This is a genomic window from Thermosyntropha sp. (assembly GCF_017656155.1).
Taxonomy (GTDB): domain Bacteria; phylum Bacillota; class Syntrophomonadia; order Syntrophomonadales; family Syntrophomonadaceae; genus Thermosyntropha.
On sequence record NZ_JACDOH010000002.1, the window covers coordinates 137,282 to 152,403 of the forward strand.

Consider the following 15,122-nt stretch of genomic DNA (forward strand, 5'->3'; position numbering starts at 1 on the left):
TCCTCCTTTAATAAACAGATTTTAAAAGGGTTTCTTTGCGCAAAGCAGCACAATTACAGCTTACATCGGCTGTTAAATTTTTTAAAGTATCAAAAATTATCTTTCCTATATCATAACTTTCGGAATAAAAAATATCTTTAAGTTCTTCATGCTGCCAAGGGGCTACTACTCCTTCCGCGTAATTTACCACCAAATATATTCCGGCATAACAAGCTCCAATTTCTCGGGCCAGATAAACTTCAGGACATATGCTTTGACCTATTATATCGGCTCCAGCAATACGGTAGTAGTTTACCTCAGCCGGACTTTCAAAATGTCTTCCATCTGTATTACAATATATGCCTCTTTCAAAAACCTTCCCTTTTTGCCAGGAGTTTTTAGCAACATTAAATAATTCTTTGCTTATTTCCGGACATATAGCTTCCCGCATTATAAGAAGATGCCTGTCTTCAAGTCCTACATCTTTGCGCATGGAAAAATCCATATAATCATGTGGAACAACTATATCCCTTGGATTTAAAAGGTGATTTATGCTTCCTACTCCCCCTTCTGCTATTATCCTTTTTATCCCCGCCTGTTTAAATACCCAAAAAATTTGTTTTGATGCATCTGCCCTCTTTACATCCCTTCGCCAGCCGTGCATTCGGCAGGTTAATACTTTCTTTATTCCTTTATTTCCTCGGACGGCTAGGAGTTTAAAATCAGGACTGATACCAAAAGGGGTTTCAAATTTAAGGTTTTTTTCCAAAACTTCAACATAGTCAAGATTTAAATCTTCAGGGATTTCTATGCTTAAAGTGCTTGATCCTCCGATAAAAGCGAAATCTGCCGCTGGTACATACATTTTCAAATCGCCTCACCTGTTTAATTTAAAAAGTCTGTAATATATTATAAGATGTATCTCTTTGTGCCGGTATTCGCCCTGCCAGGCGAATAAGATCAATCATTTCTTCTTTTTCCATTTTATAAAAAACGCCGGCTGCTCTCACTACATTTTCCTCAATCATAATGCTCCCCAGATCATCTGCCCCAAAGAATAATGATAACTGTCCAATTTCTTTGCCTTGAGTTACCCAGGAACCCTGGATATGTTTAAAATTGTCCAGATAAAGCCGAGATAACGCTAAAAATTTAAGATAATTGAGTGAAGAAATTTTATTGCCCATAAGTTCATTATTTCCCGGTTGATAAGTCCATACTATAAAAGCTCTGAATCCACCTGTTTTATCCTGTAATTCCCGTATTTTTTTAAGATGGTCCATCCGATGTTTCAAATTTTCCCTGCTTCCCATCATCATAGTAGCAGTGGCAAAAAGCCCAATTTCATGTGCAGTTTCCATCACTTCAAGCCATTTTTCTGTTTTTATTTTATTAGGACTTATAATTTTGCGGACTTCATCATGTAAAATTTCTGCTCCCCCTCCGGGCAGTGAGTCGAGCCCTGCATTTTTAAGCCTTATTAAAGTCTCTTTTATAGTTAAACCTGATATTTCAGCTATAAATGCAATTTCCGGTGCAGTTAGGGAATGGAGGGTTATGTCATAACGGGATTTTATCTCTCTGAACATATCTTCAAAAAAAGTTATATCAAGGTCAGGATTAAGGCCTCCCTGAATCATAAGCTGAGTTGCCCCTAATTCTACAGCTTCATCTATTTTATGAAAAAGGGTTTCTTTGTCTATTACATAAGCATCATGATCTTCAGGAGAACGGTAAAATGCGCAGAACTTGCATTTACAGGTGCAAATATTAGTGTAGTTAATATTACGGTCGATGATAAAAGTAGCCAAATTATTTCCCAACATCATCTGCCTCATTTTATCTGCTGCTTTGCCCAGTTCCAGCAAATTTGCATTATGCCATAAAAATAAAAATTCTTCTTCAGTCATGCGTTTACCCTGTAAAACAGACTCTAAAACAGCATTAACCCGCAACATCATTCGCTCCTTACCTTAAATATCCAGTATCTTTAAAGGAGGCACCTCGGAAATAATGCCCAATTTGCTGGCATAGTGGTAATATTCCATCAAACCTTCCTGTTTATGTTTATCAAAATCAAATTTAAGTTTTTGAAAATAATCCACCAGGTATTCAGGAGTAAAATCTTCCCATTGTGCGGCTTTAGCAGCCACATCATATATATGTTCGAGGCTCAGTTTTATAGAATCAGTAAAGGTATCTTTTATAATTTTAACCATTTTCAGGTTTTTTTCAGCAAATTCCTGGCGTACTGCCCAGACTGCAAAAACCATAGGCAGATCTGTCTGTTCTTTCCAGATTTGTCCCAAGTCATAAACATACAAACGGTCGGATAATTTATATTTGGCGCGCAGGGCATCATCTCCTATCAGAAGTGCTGCCTCTGCTTCCATAAGCATAGCTCCTATTTCCGGAGCTGATATAAAATAGTCCGGCTTAATATTATAAAAAAAGTGCATTATTATTTTTAAAAGATTAACTGAAGTTGCCGAGATGCTGCTTAAGGCTATTTTTTTTCCATCCAGCTCTTCAATTGGCCTTTTGGAAAAAAGATATATACTTTTTACTTCCCCATTACAGCTTATTGAAATATCCGGCATCAGAACATAATCTTTATAGTCATAGGCATATGCAATAGAAGAAATAGGCGCTAAATCCAGTTTATTTTCACGCAGCATCTGGTTTAAATCAGTAGGCGTTCCTTTTATTAAATCGATTTCCAATAAAAACTTTTTTTCAATAAGTCCATAGAAAAGAGGAAAACAGTTGATGAATTGAATATGCCCCACCCTTGGACGCATAAAAATCCCCTGCCCTTTTATCAGTAAATTTTCAGAATATTATAAAGCGTATCTCTTTCTGCCGGAACATATCCTGCTTCTTTTATCAGATTTATAATGGTCTCTTTGGCAATACCTTTATCTGTCTTAGCACCAGCTGCGTGCATAATTCTTTCTTCAACGATAGTTCCATCTAAATCATCTGCCCCAAACTGCAAAGCAATTTGGGCAATCGGGATACCCAACATTACCCAAAAGGCCTTAATATGTTCAATATTATCCAACATAAGCCTTGAAATAGCTATAGTCTTTAATTCATCTACCGCACTGGTTTTTTTCAGATTAGAAAGACCAGTATTTTCCGGCAGGAAAGGCAAGGGAATAAATGCCTTAAATCCTGGAGCTTCATCCTGTAATCTGCGCAGAGTGATAAGGTGATTAATCCGGTCTTCATAGCTTTCTATATGTCCAAAGAGCATGGTGCAGTTAGTTTTAATGCCCAATTCATGGGCTGTTCTGTGAACTTCAAGCCATTCTTCGCTGTTCGCTTTACGCGGACATAATTCCTTTCTTATTCTATCATCTAAAATTTCTGCGCCTCCTCCAGGAATAGCTTCTAAGCCTGCTTCCTTGAGGATCAGCAAAACCTCTTTTATAGAAAGATTGCTTATTTGGGCCAAATAAACAATTTCTACTGCGGTAAGCGCCTGGATGATTATATGAGGATAAGTTGTCTTAAGTCTTTTTATGATTTCAACATAATAATCGAGTGTAAGCCTTGGATTTAAAGCGCTTACAATATGAAACTCGGTTATTCCCTGATCTACCGCTTTTGAGGCATAAGCAAAAGCTTCATCCGAAGTCATAGTATATGGCTTGGGAGAATTTTCATCTACCCCAAAAGCACAAAATTTACATCTGGATATGCATATATTGGTTAAATTAATATGTCGGTTAACATTAAAGAAAATATAATCATTGGAAGCCTCTTTTTTCTTTTCACGCGCTAACATGCCGATAGTCAACAAATCATTTGAGCTGTAAAGATAAAGCCCGTCTTCCTTAGACAACCTTACTCCGTTTCTCACTTTATCCGCTATTTCCCGCATTTTTTTGTCCATAAAACCTTCCCCGTCTCATCGATTATTTAAAATCTATTATATCAAAATTCCTATATTATCCGATAAAAAACTATTTGATTTTTAAATTTCTCATACGGTTTAAAGCACTGGCAACTTCATATCTTCGCGGTAAAACAAGATCGCCGGGATGTTCTCCTTTAGGAAAAGGAGAAATAACTTCTAAATCAGATAAAATATCAGTATCAATCTTGTCTAAAATTTCTTTAAGGCTTGATTTTTCATCTATATATCGCACAATATACCTCAATATATCGGCTATAGCTCTGGTTTGTCCGGAATCAACCAGCTGTTCAACAGCGGAAAGATCTATAACCGTTTTTCCATATACAATCGTATCAAGCCCCTTTGCTGCTACCTTAAGTTTCTTATCTTTCATAGCGAAAGTTTCTTTTTTCACAATTCGTGCAGTCCTCAATTTAAAAGGTTTGACAGATTCAATCTTTCTATTGCTAGGGATTTCAGCAGCTATTTCATGTGCTTCATCAGTAACATCATAAACCTTATAGCTGTCAAGCATAATTACTTTATCAGCTACATCCAGATAGTCGCCCGCTCCTCCAATAACCAAAATGGTAGAAATTCCAAGCTTTTCATAAAGCTCTCGGACTCTATCTATAAAAGGCGTAATAGGTTCTTTATTTTTAGCGACCAATTTTTGCATACGTGCATCCCGCAGCATAAAATTAGTTGCACTGGTATCCTCATCTAAAAGCAAAAGCTTAGCCCCTGCTTCAACAGCTTCTATGATATTAGCCGCCTGAGAAGTGCTGCCGCTGGCATTTTCAGTAGAAAAAGAATCGGTTGATTTATTGAAAGGCAGGTTGTCAATAAAAATACTTATGTCAACCTTTTCTATATTTCTTCCATCTTCGGCCCTGATTTTTACAGCATCGGGAACAGTTATAACCCATTCCCTTCCATCTCCTTTTATGTGATTATATACTCCCCTTTCTAAAGCCCTTAGTAAAGTAGTTTTTCCGTGAAATCCTCCTCCTACTATTAAAGTAATTCCCTCTTTTATACCCATTCCTTTAATTTTTCCATGGAACATCGTATCTATTTCTATTTCCATCGAAGGAGGAGAAAGAAATTTTACCGCCTCTTTTTCGGACATAGGAAGATTGCTGTTTCCGCTTTTACGGGGAAGTATTGAACCATTGCCTATAAAAGCAACTAATCCCAATTCTTTAAGCTTATTTCGTATTAACTCCTGATCTGCATATAGTTCAACATGTTCTTTTAATTTTTTTTCATCTAATGCTTTGAAATAGAGTGAATTACTTGCTATTTGAGGTATTATTGAAGTCAGCAAATTAATTGCAGCATCTCCTTTAATTCTTCTTCCTGCTGCTGGTAAACCTACGGAAATTCTGGCTTCCACCATTTCCGAAGTTATCTTAACCGCTGTTCTTTTGATTATCTCTTGTCCTCCAGCATCTATAAATATGAGCCCACTGTTTCCTGCTCCTTCTGATTTGAGATTTGATTTCATCAATTCACTTTTAATAATACGGGCAATAATATCTTCTAAGGCAGTAACCTTTATTCCCTCATAAAGATAATAAGGAAATCCCGCTCTATCCATGGGAACTCGAATACGCATCCTGCTGGGAGGAGCAAAAGGGTCAGCCTGCACATGGTCTATATAAAGATGGCATATTTTAAGGTCATAAGATCCCTCCAGGGTTTTATAAGCTTTATATCCCCTGCCGTCTATCTTGTCTAAAATCATTTTCAAATCAGTTACGTTTCGCATGCCAAGTCCTCCTGCTTGATAAAAAATCAGCCTTAAGATTCATATCTTAAGGCTCTTTCATTTATTATTATATACTTGCATCGGTTAAACTAACAGCTATTCCAGAGCATATTGGACAATTTTATCAACCAGTTCAGAAAAACTGATGCCTGCCGCTTTAGCTGCATCCGGCACAAGACTCATTTCAGTCATGCCTGGAATAGTATTAATTTCTAAAACCCAGGGATTATCATCTTTATCTACGATAAAATCCACACGGGCAAAGCCCCTGCATCCAATCGCAGAATAAACCTGACGACTTATATTTTCAACTCCTGTCCGCGCTTTTTCTGAAATGCGGGCGGGAATAATATGATGACACATGCCGGGAGTATATTTAGATTCATAATCATAAAACTCGTTTTTGGAAGTTATTTCAATTATAGGTAAAACAGTAGGGTTTTTATTTCCTAAAAGAGCAGCAGTAACTTCGGTTCCGGCAATAAATCTTTCAACTAAAACTTCTTCATCAAAACTAAAGGCATTTTGTATGGCAAAAGCTAGTTCATCTTCTTTTTTTACAATATAAGTTCCTATACTTGAACCTTGGGTAGCAGCTTTTATTACTACCGGCAATCCGAGTCTTTGGACTATTTCATTTACTTTATTAAAACCAAAAGTTTCCTTTTTTAAGACTATATATTCAGCAGTAGGGATATTTTCACAGCTTAAAACCTTTTTGGTTAAAACTTTATTCATACCAATAACGCTTGCTACCATCCCTGATCCAGTATATGGAATTCCCAAAATATCAAGATAGGCCTGCACCCTCCCATCTTCTCCGTACTGGCCGTGTAAAATATTAAAAACAACATCAGGTTTCATCTTAGGTATTTCGGTTAAGTTTTCTCTATTTAAGTCTAAAGTTTCTACTTCATAACCCGCAGCTTTCAAACCCTCCACTACTGCCTTTCCGCTTTTGAGGGAAATTTCACGTTCAGAAGACATTCCTCCCATTAATACCAATACTTTCCGCATAAATTCACCGCCTGAATTTTTTATATTATTTATAAGTATAAACATTTTTATATATGCACATCTTATAGCATCTTTTTATTTGAAAAAATATATAAAAAGCCACCTTCCCATAGAAGGTGACTTTAAATAATCAGTTTTAAAAATAAATGGCAGGGGAGACGCGACTCGAACACGCAACCCTCGGTTTTGGAGACCGATGCTCTGCCAATTGAGCTACTCCCCTGCATCCTTACCTCGCGGCACTTTTCATTATACCCTTTTTAATGACAAAAGGCAAGAGTTTTAATTTATTTATATTGCAATTCTAAAGCTATAAGGTATCTTTTGAATTTTTCTCCTCCCCGATAACCTGATAAGCTGCCGTTTTTTCTTATTACCCTGTGACAGGGAATTAAAATAGGTAGAGGATTGCGGCTGCAGGCTAAAGCTACTGCTCTATACGCATTTGGTCTTTTTATTTTCTGTGCTATTTCAGCATAAGTTTTTATTTCACCATACGAAATCTGCAGAAGATATTCCCATACTTCCTGCATAAAACTGCTTCCTTCCGGCTTCAGCGGAAGTGTAAAATATTTTCTTTTCCCCATAAAATATTCATCAAGTTGATGAATTGTTTCACTCAATAAATCAGTTTCTCTGTATGTAACATCTTCAGGAATAATCTCATCAGGAAAATAAAGCTTGGTAAGTGCAGACCCATCAGTTGTTATTGCTAATCTTCCAATCGGGGAATAATAAAAAGCAATATTTTTCATTTCTTATTTTCACCTCTTTTTTTATAAAAAATTTTCGTATGATAAACAAAGTCTCAAGGAAGACAAAATAATGTTAAGTTAATTTAAACATAAATAATAAATCATCGATACATACTAACTATGATAATAAACTAAAACATAACGGAGGTGAATATTTTGAATAAAACAATTGCGGTAGAAGATAATTTGCGAGCAGTAAAGAATTATCTTGTTACTAAAGGCTGTCGTTTAGTTGATGTTGAAGAAGCTAATAAACACAAGGTTGATGCGGTTATAATTTCGGGGTGTGATGAAAACCTAATGAATATGCAGGATATAGTTGTCCATGCTCCTGTTATAAATGCCAGTGGGCTATCTCCTGAAGAAATATGGCAGAGAATTGAAAAATTCTAGCATATTAATATTTACCCCCGGCCTGTATAGCCGGGGGTATTTTATGTAAATCAAGAAATCAGCATCTTGTCATAATCTCCGATTATTAGTGGAGATATTAAAATAAATCATAAAAGAGCTGATCTTCTTTATTAAAAAAGGTGCGATAACCAAGCTGAAGCATAACGAAAACACTCAATGCAACTGCTCCCAAGATACCAAGCATTATAGCAATCTGATAGGCTATGGCCGTTGTAGGAGCAGTACCGGAAAGAATTTGTCCGGTCATCATGCCAGGCAAAAACACTATTCCCATTCCCAACATGGAATTAATTGTAGGCATAATAGCAGCATCAAAAGAATCATCAACTATCTTTTTAGTAGCAGCCTGAGGGGTAGCTCCTAATACCAGTGCTTCTTCTACCAGATTTTTCTGGGTTTTCATTCCTTCCAGCAAAGATTTTACCCCTAGTGAAATACCGGTCATGGAGTTACCTATTAACATGCCGGCAATAGGTATAAAATATTGAGGATCATACCAGGGAGAAACCTGAACTACCAAAAAAAGAAAATAAAATATACATGCTATAGTTCCTGTACTCATAGAAAATACAATAACTCTCTTAAAAGCAGGAAAGAGTCCTTCCGAAAAACGCTTTAATACAGTATAAATCGCAAAACTTTCCATTATAAAAATTATTAAAACTGTTATAAAAGGGCTTGGATTGTTAAATATGTATACAAGTATGTATCCTACCAGCACAAGCTGCAGTGTCATTCTTAACGAAGCGATAATTATTTCTTTCTCCCGCTTAATTCCGCGTGCCTTTACAATTGCTAATAAAATTAGCACAAAAATATAAGCCAGGAGTATTTGAAATATTGTTAAATCAATGATGCCGTGCATTAACTTCCCTCCTGCCTGCAATCCTGCCTCTTTCTACTTCGATTATAGTATCAGAATATTTTTCAGCTATATTCTTAGAATGAGTTACCATTATAATCGTCTTATTATATATGTGAACATGTTCGATAAGCATCTTAATAATTATTTCCTCTGTCTCATCGTCCAAAGCCGAAGAAGGCTCATCCAAAAGGTATACCTCAGGATTGAGCAAAAGCAAGCGTCCTAAAGCCAACCTTTGTTTTTCCCCCCCAGAAAGAGTAGCAACCGGAGCATCAAGATCTTTGCTTAACATTATTTTCTTTAAAATCTGTTTGAGAACCTCATCATCTGCTTCTTTTTTTTCTTGAAACATCAGTCCAATGTTCAAATTATCCCTGATGGTTCCCGGAAAAATGGCAGAATTTTGCGTCAGCATAACAACATTTCTGCGATGCAATACCGAATTTATCTCTTTTAAATCCTTTCCCTTAAATAAAACTTTGCCCTGGGTAGGAGAAATCATTTTGTTTAAAAGCTTTAATATAGTAGTCTTGCCGCTGCCACTTTGCCCTACAAGAGTAGTTACTTTTCCTTCTTCAATACAAAACGAAGGAAGATCAACTATTTCTTTGTATTTTACATTGACAAACTCGAACATATTAGCTTACCCCGCTTCCAAGCAAGTATCGATAGCTACATTATGCGTTATTTTCAATATCAATTCAATTCATAATATTATCATATTATTATTCTAATAAAATTTCTTTTCATTATATATTTAACATCTAAAAAAAAGCCGGACAATAAGTCCGACTCTCAAACATAAGTCTCATCCATTTTAATCTATAGGTATCATACCCTTTGTAATTAATTACAGTAACTGCATTATCATTTTTTAATTTACTAAAAATCCATTGGTTATCTATCTTACCCCTTGCTTTCAAAAAACTTTCAATCTCAAATTGATTCATGGGATGCCGCCTGATAATACTGAAAATAGCTTCATAATCATCCTCTATCTCACTATAAAAACCCTGCGACTCTAATAAATCGATAGAAATTCCGCCTAAAAATTTTGCTGCATATTCCATCCTTTCATGATCTACTGCACGGACATCAGGTTCAGCAGGTGGACGCACTGGTGTATTTAAATATAATTTTTCATATTTAATTGTATTTAGTATCTCTAAAAATCTTTTCAGGCTCTCATCATCATCATTGATACCCTTTACAAGCATGGTTTCTAGCCATAGCTGCCCTTTGTACTTATTTGAAAAATCTTCGAGTCCCTTGATTACTTCTAAAAATTTTAAACTTCCATGAGGACGATTTATTTTTTTAAAAGATACTTCATCATATGCATCCAATGTTGGCAAAACTATATCCGCATTGCTGAGTTCAGCTTGCACCTGAGGATCATACAGAAGTGAACCATTTGTAATAACTGCCACAGGTTTATCCGTTCTCTTATGTATCTCCTGCAAAAGTTCTCCCAGTCCTAAATGGGGACAAGGGGACGTTTCCATTGTCTTGTTGATTGGCGATAAGGAAAGAGATTTTAAATCATGTAAAAAATCTTCTTCAGAAAAATGGTTTTAGAGAAAAAATCGAATATTGGAAATAAGTAAAAATTCGGCAATGGTTTGTTAGGCAGTTTTGTTTACCAAATTTAATGAATGGCTGGGTTGGGGTTTTGGTTTTCTATTGTTCCTAGATGTAATTATCAAATAGACGAGGGGGCTTTTCCGTCGGCTTCCCTGCCATGAAACATAAAAAAACACGAGCCTTTGTCTACTATACCAGACGGTTGAAACGTCCCAATGTCTTCAATGTCTTGAATTGGTTCAGAATGATATAATAATTTATTACTATAAAATTTACCATCTCTGGTAAACCCACAATTATCAAAAACTAAAAATTCAAAAGATTTTGTTCTCCAACGAATATTGGTTTTAGGTGTAGCATATGTGGATTTTTCAAAGAAATATAATTCTGTAATAGGTTCTTTTATATATTTTAAATCTAAATCCCCGATATACTCATTTTTCTCATTAAAATTAGGATTATAATATATTTTACTAGTTTCTGGGTCTACATAGTAAGGATTAGGACTATTTCTAGTTTTTATATACTTTAATTCAGAGTCAGGAACAATATACCAAGGTTCTACTTTTACTCCAGTTGATGATATTAATGGATTATCACCTAGCATATTTTTAACCTCTTTACTTAAAGGTGTATAAACATTTGCTAAGGCATTTAATGGGAATATAGAGATTAAAAATAATACCAATAAACCCACACTTACAAATCTCTTATATCTCATTATTTCCACCGTCCTTTACAGTAATTCGTCTGCAGTTCTATACATTGAAATCCCAAACTCAAACTTAGTCTCTAAGGTCTTTTGGTCAATATAATTGTCTATTCTATAGATATAAACTATATTTTCACTAGGAACTATAATATGCCAGTTAAACATAAAAAGTGGAACATCATACCTTATATCTTTTATTGCACAAAATAATCTCTTATCCATTATATAATTTCCAGAACCATATGTTTTATCTAAATGTGCTTTCAAGGCTGCTTCAGGATTCATACCTCTATAAAAAGTGTGTAACTCCTTCAACCCCTCTTCTCCCCAATAAAATTTATACATCGGGTCATTCCAAGAATTATATAAATTCTTATAAAAATCTCTTACATATATCTTCTCTTCTTCACTTACTCCATTCTTAAAATTTAAATCTATCTTTAATTGCTTACCTGTTATATTACTTATATCATCATTAGTAGGTCTAGATTTTTCTTTAGGATATACTATTACTAACCTATTAGCATTATCCCAATCTACTTTGAATCCTAAATTCTCTGCTACCCATCTAGCAGGTAACATGGTTCTAGCATTAGATATTATAGGAGCCACATCCATCACTACTCTCCTATTATCTACTATCATTACCTTACTTCCTATCTTTAACCTAATTTTAGCTGCTCCCTCTAAAATAACTTCTCTAGTATCTCCATTCCAACCTATATGATTATCATCTATACCTAATGCATTTCCTAAAAATCTAACCGGAACATAAGTTCTACTATTTTTTATAAAAGGTGCAGTGTCCATCTTTACTTTGTTTTTAACTTTAGTATCTATATTCTGCTCATAATAATAACTGTCTCCTATTTTGAATATTACTATTTTGTTAGGTGCTTTTAATTCTGTAGTTTTACAATTTTCACACGCTATACTTGCACTAATCGCACTGAATAAAAATACTACACAAAGTAAACCAACGAATAAACCCTTCTTATTTTTCATAGATTATACGCTCCTTTCTTATTTTTAAATGTTTTATATTACTAAATTATAATATTAATAAAATTATACATCGCTCTTATAAGCGGTGCCAGGCTGTCGACAAAGTATTTGTTGATAGCCTGAAGCCTGGAGTAAAATCTCCAGGCTTTATTATTAAAAAAATTTATTTATCGTAAAATAACAAATTTAAATAACACATAGACAAATATATATTTCACAATATAATAAAAATATAAATTTCTATTATATAAAAATATACGAAGCGATATTTTAATAATAAACCTATCCAGCAGGTTAAGTTTAATGGTTAAACTTTGGGCATACCCTATCTCGTTTATCAAAATTTTTATATTGGAGGGATAAGATGGACAATAGGCGATTTCAACCTTGGCCAATACTTGATCATTATGTAGAGGTTACAGAGACTATTCCTGAGACCTTTATGAACACTGTCAAGCACGCAGGCAACCGGCCCGCCCATATCTTCAAGGATGGTAATACCTGGCGAACAGTTACTTATTCCGAATAGAATCTAATCTCCCGTGAAATTGCAAATGCCCTGCTAGCCATGGGAATATCCATCAATGATAGAAACTGCATCTTTGCCCCAACCTGCGCTGCTTGGGCATGGGCGGACATAGGCAATATGATGGCAGGTGGAACTACTGTTACTATTTTTCCTACCTTGAGCGATGATGAGATAACGTATATTATCAATCACTCCCAAGTCAAGTTTGCATTTGTTGGCACCCCGGAAATGCTTCACCAGTTAGAAAGACTTTGGCCGCAGCTACCCACTCTCCAGGGCATTATATGTCTGAACGGCGAATATCAGGGAGATGGTGAAAAGACCTGGAGCCTGGAAGAATTCCGCACCCTTGGCAGATCCTATGCTTCCAGCCATCCGCACGCTCTGGATGAACGGATTTTATCATTAAAAGGTAGCGATGGTGCTACCATTATCTATACATCGGGTACTACCGGAAGGTTGAAAGCAGCCAGATTTACGCAAAAAAACTGTGTTTGGGCTATATGGCGCGGTCTTAAGATGTGTGCAATAGGCGGTACCCCTATCAGTTGCGAGGATGTATATTTCAATGTTATGCCCTTGCCCATGTAATGGAGCGTACTTACGGATATTTTGTCATTATTGCAGCAGGGGGAGCTATGGGATTTGCCCAAAGCCCAAAAACCATAATGGAGGATATAGCTTACATATGTCCTACCTGGATGTGCTGGGTTCCCCGCATGTATGAACGTCTTTTGAACGGTATTGAAAATGCATTCTGCTCCACACAAGAGGGCAAAAAAGCTTGGGAATGGACGTTGGAAGTTGGTAAGAAAGTAGTTGTAGCCCGCACCGATGAGCACGGTAAAATAAATATGATACAAGATCCTTTGGAAATCTTGGAAGGACAATTGCGTGAAGATTACCTAAAAGCCAAGGAACTGGTATTTGACAAAGTGCGGGCTATAATGGGAGGACGTGTAAGATTTTGTGCAGTAGGAGGGGCAAGCCTTAATCCTGAACTCCATCTGACCTGGAGTGCTTTAGATTTTCCTATGTTGAACGGCTGGGGACTAACAGAGACCATGTGTAACGGTGCAGTAGGCTACGCCAGTGCAGTCAAGATTGGCTGGAATGCTCCGCCCTGCCCGGGTGTGGATATTAAAATAGCCGAAGATGGAGAAGCCCTTATTAAAGGTGAAGGCATTATAAATTCTTACTATAACGATCCGGAAGCCAATATAGGAGCCTTTACGGAGGATGGTTATTTCTGTACCGGTGATATCATTGAAATGGACGAAGATGGTTTTGTTAGAGTTATAGACCGCAAAAAATCTATTGTCGTACTTGATACTGGCAAAAACGTGGCTCCGGCACGTATCGAAGCTAAAGTACTCGAAAACATGCTGATTGACCAAATTGTAGTCATTAGAGACCAGCGTAAGTATATAACAGCATTAATTGTTCCTAACTGGGATATAATCATTAATATGTTTCGGACCCAAGGGCTCTCCTTCGATGAAAGTCAACTTGTGTTCGAAGAAATCAACGGCCTAACTACCTGTGTCCAGGTGGGATCAGACATTTATGATAATCCAGTCATCATCCAGATGATTGAGCAAATTATAAACAATGCCAACAGTGAATTGAGCGACTATGAACAGATAAAACGCTTTAAAATATTGCCGCGCAAACTGACGCAAAGCCGGGGCGAATTAACACCAACCCAGAAGATCAAAACACGTGTAGTTATAGAGAGATTTGCTGATGAAATAGAACACCTGTATTCCTAGGTTGTTAAAGGCAAGATTATACAAAAAAGTCTGGATTGAACGCAGAAACATATGTTATTATTGCTTTGGAGGGGGCGTGGCTCAGCTGGGAGAGCACCTCGTTCGCAACGAGGGGGTCGTGGGTTCGAATCCCATCGTCTCCACCAAAAATAAGATAAGTTAAGCACCTCATAAGAGGTGCATTTTTATCTTCACTTATTGCTTTCAATTCCACGTTCAACTTCTAACTGTGTTTTTTTTTAATCAATGCTACTGATTCCACGTGCTTCGAACGGCAAAAAGCCATCAAAAGAAAACACATAGATATGTTTCTATAATCCTATATTATAGTTTCCGAAACAATCGTATACCCATAATACCAAGCACAATATTCGTCAAAGCAAAAAGTGTAAAAAAAGCAAGGACCATTACTACTCTCCAACCTGTTGGTTCATATTCGCCATGAGCAGACCGGTTACAATAGCAACAGCAACAACCTGACTAGTAACAAGGAACCCTGTCATCGCAACCAAACTTTAGCCAATGAGACCTTTATTAAGCTTTACCCACATAGCCACCCATAAATAAAAATAGTAATCCACCCGCCAGCGCTACAGGGAACAAATCAGCCGGCATCAAGTAGTCAAAACGAAACTCATGTGATAAAACGGTTCCAACTATCCCAGTTACAATTGCAAAGAAGATGGGAAGCCATATAAGCACTGTTCTAATAATTGTTATGAATTTTGCAAGTCTGTACTTGTTATCCATCTAAAAACATACCTCCTAACAGCCAGGATAATGATTTCACCATTCTCATTTATCTTTAAAAA

At 36.3% G+C, this 15,122-nt stretch carries 14 protein-coding genes, 2 tRNA genes and 1 pseudogene; 3 read left to right on the forward strand and 14 right to left on the reverse strand.

The window, feature by feature from the left end:
- Positions 1-7: 7 nt before the first annotated feature.
- The 8 genes from H0Z36_RS02535 to H0Z36_RS02570 all read right to left on the reverse strand — a co-directional run bounded on the left by H0Z36_RS02535 (position 8) and on the right by H0Z36_RS02570 (position 7,429).
- Positions 8-844 (reverse strand): MTAP family purine nucleoside phosphorylase, encoded by an 837-nt coding sequence (locus tag H0Z36_RS02535; RefSeq protein ID WP_296863856.1) that lies wholly within the window; start codon positions 842-844, stop codon positions 8-10.
- Between the two features lie 25 nt (positions 845-869).
- Positions 870-1,937, reverse strand: a complete 1,068-nt coding sequence (gene mqnC / locus H0Z36_RS02540; RefSeq protein WP_296863857.1) for a cyclic dehypoxanthinyl futalosine synthase — start codon at positions 1,935-1,937, stop codon at positions 870-872.
- Positions 1,938-1,952: 15 nt separating this feature from the next.
- Positions 1,953-2,780, reverse strand: a complete 828-nt coding sequence (locus H0Z36_RS02545) for a menaquinone biosynthesis protein (RefSeq protein WP_296863613.1) — start codon at positions 2,778-2,780, stop codon at positions 1,953-1,955.
- Positions 2,781-2,800: 20 nt separating this feature from the next.
- Entirely contained in the window at positions 2,801-3,880 is a 1,080-nt protein-coding gene (gene mqnE, locus H0Z36_RS02550; protein ID WP_296863615.1) for an aminofutalosine synthase MqnE, read from the reverse strand.
- Between the two features lie 70 nt (positions 3,881-3,950).
- Positions 3,951-5,657, reverse strand: coding sequence for an ABC-ATPase domain-containing protein (locus H0Z36_RS02555; RefSeq protein WP_296863617.1), 1,707 nt, complete (start codon positions 5,655-5,657; stop codon positions 3,951-3,953).
- A gap of 96 nt (positions 5,658-5,753) precedes the next feature.
- Positions 5,754-6,674, reverse strand: coding sequence for a D-alanine--D-alanine ligase (locus H0Z36_RS02560; RefSeq protein ID WP_296863619.1), 921 nt, complete (start codon positions 6,672-6,674; stop codon positions 5,754-5,756).
- Positions 6,675-6,821: 147 nt separating this feature from the next.
- Positions 6,822-6,897, reverse strand: a tRNA-Trp gene (locus tag H0Z36_RS02565).
- A 64-nt stretch (positions 6,898-6,961) separates the two neighbouring features.
- Entirely contained in the window at positions 6,962-7,429 is a 468-nt protein-coding gene (locus H0Z36_RS02570) for a methylated-DNA--[protein]-cysteine S-methyltransferase (protein WP_296863620.1), read from the reverse strand.
- Between the two features lie 156 nt (positions 7,430-7,585).
- Here H0Z36_RS02570 and H0Z36_RS02575 point away from each other — a divergent pair, with 156 nt between their 5' ends.
- A complete protein-coding gene (locus H0Z36_RS02575) occupies positions 7,586-7,822 on the forward strand; it encodes a YkuS family protein (protein ID WP_296863622.1) in 237 nt (78 codons plus the stop codon).
- 97 nt (positions 7,823-7,919) lie between these two features.
- Here H0Z36_RS02575 and fetB read toward each other — a convergent pair whose 3' ends face one another.
- The 5 genes from fetB to H0Z36_RS02600 all read right to left on the reverse strand — a co-directional run bounded on the left by fetB (position 7,920) and on the right by H0Z36_RS02600 (position 12,009).
- A complete protein-coding gene (gene fetB, locus H0Z36_RS02580) occupies positions 7,920-8,708 on the reverse strand; it encodes an iron export ABC transporter permease subunit FetB (protein WP_296863624.1) in 789 nt (262 codons plus the stop codon).
- Positions 8,692-9,345 (reverse strand): ATP-binding cassette domain-containing protein, encoded by a 654-nt coding sequence (locus tag H0Z36_RS02585; protein WP_296863626.1) that lies wholly within the window; start codon positions 9,343-9,345, stop codon positions 8,692-8,694. The genes fetB and H0Z36_RS02585 overlap by 17 nt, the downstream gene beginning before the upstream one ends.
- 127 nt (positions 9,346-9,472) lie before the next feature.
- The gene (locus tag H0Z36_RS02590) at positions 9,473-10,171 is read right to left on the reverse strand and encodes a hypothetical protein (RefSeq protein ID WP_296863629.1); all 699 of its coding nucleotides are present in this window, start codon (positions 10,169-10,171) and stop codon (positions 9,473-9,475) included.
- Positions 10,172-10,410: 239 nt separating this feature from the next.
- Positions 10,411-10,989 carry a hypothetical protein gene (locus tag H0Z36_RS02595; protein ID WP_296863631.1) on the reverse strand — a complete coding sequence of 193 codons (579 nt, stop codon included), beginning with the start codon at positions 10,987-10,989 and terminating at the stop codon, positions 10,411-10,413.
- 39 nt (positions 10,990-11,028) lie between these two features.
- A complete protein-coding gene (locus H0Z36_RS02600; protein WP_296863633.1) occupies positions 11,029-12,009 on the reverse strand; it encodes a copper amine oxidase N-terminal domain-containing protein in 981 nt (326 codons plus the stop codon).
- A 568-nt stretch (positions 12,010-12,577) separates the two neighbouring features.
- Between H0Z36_RS02600 and H0Z36_RS02605 the strand changes: the two are divergent.
- Both H0Z36_RS02605 and H0Z36_RS02610 read left to right on the forward strand, forming a co-directional pair.
- Positions 12,578-14,310: pseudogene (locus H0Z36_RS02605) on the forward strand (AMP-binding protein).
- Between the two features lie 70 nt (positions 14,311-14,380).
- A tRNA-Ala gene (locus H0Z36_RS02610) sits at positions 14,381-14,456 on the forward strand.
- 388 nt (positions 14,457-14,844) lie between these two features.
- On the opposite strand, the gene H0Z36_RS02615 is transcribed toward H0Z36_RS02610, so the two are convergent.
- Complete coding sequence (locus tag H0Z36_RS02615) at positions 14,845-15,060, reverse strand: hypothetical protein (RefSeq protein ID WP_296863635.1); 216 nt, start codon at positions 15,058-15,060, stop codon at positions 14,845-14,847.
- Positions 15,061-15,122 lie beyond the last annotated feature (62 nt).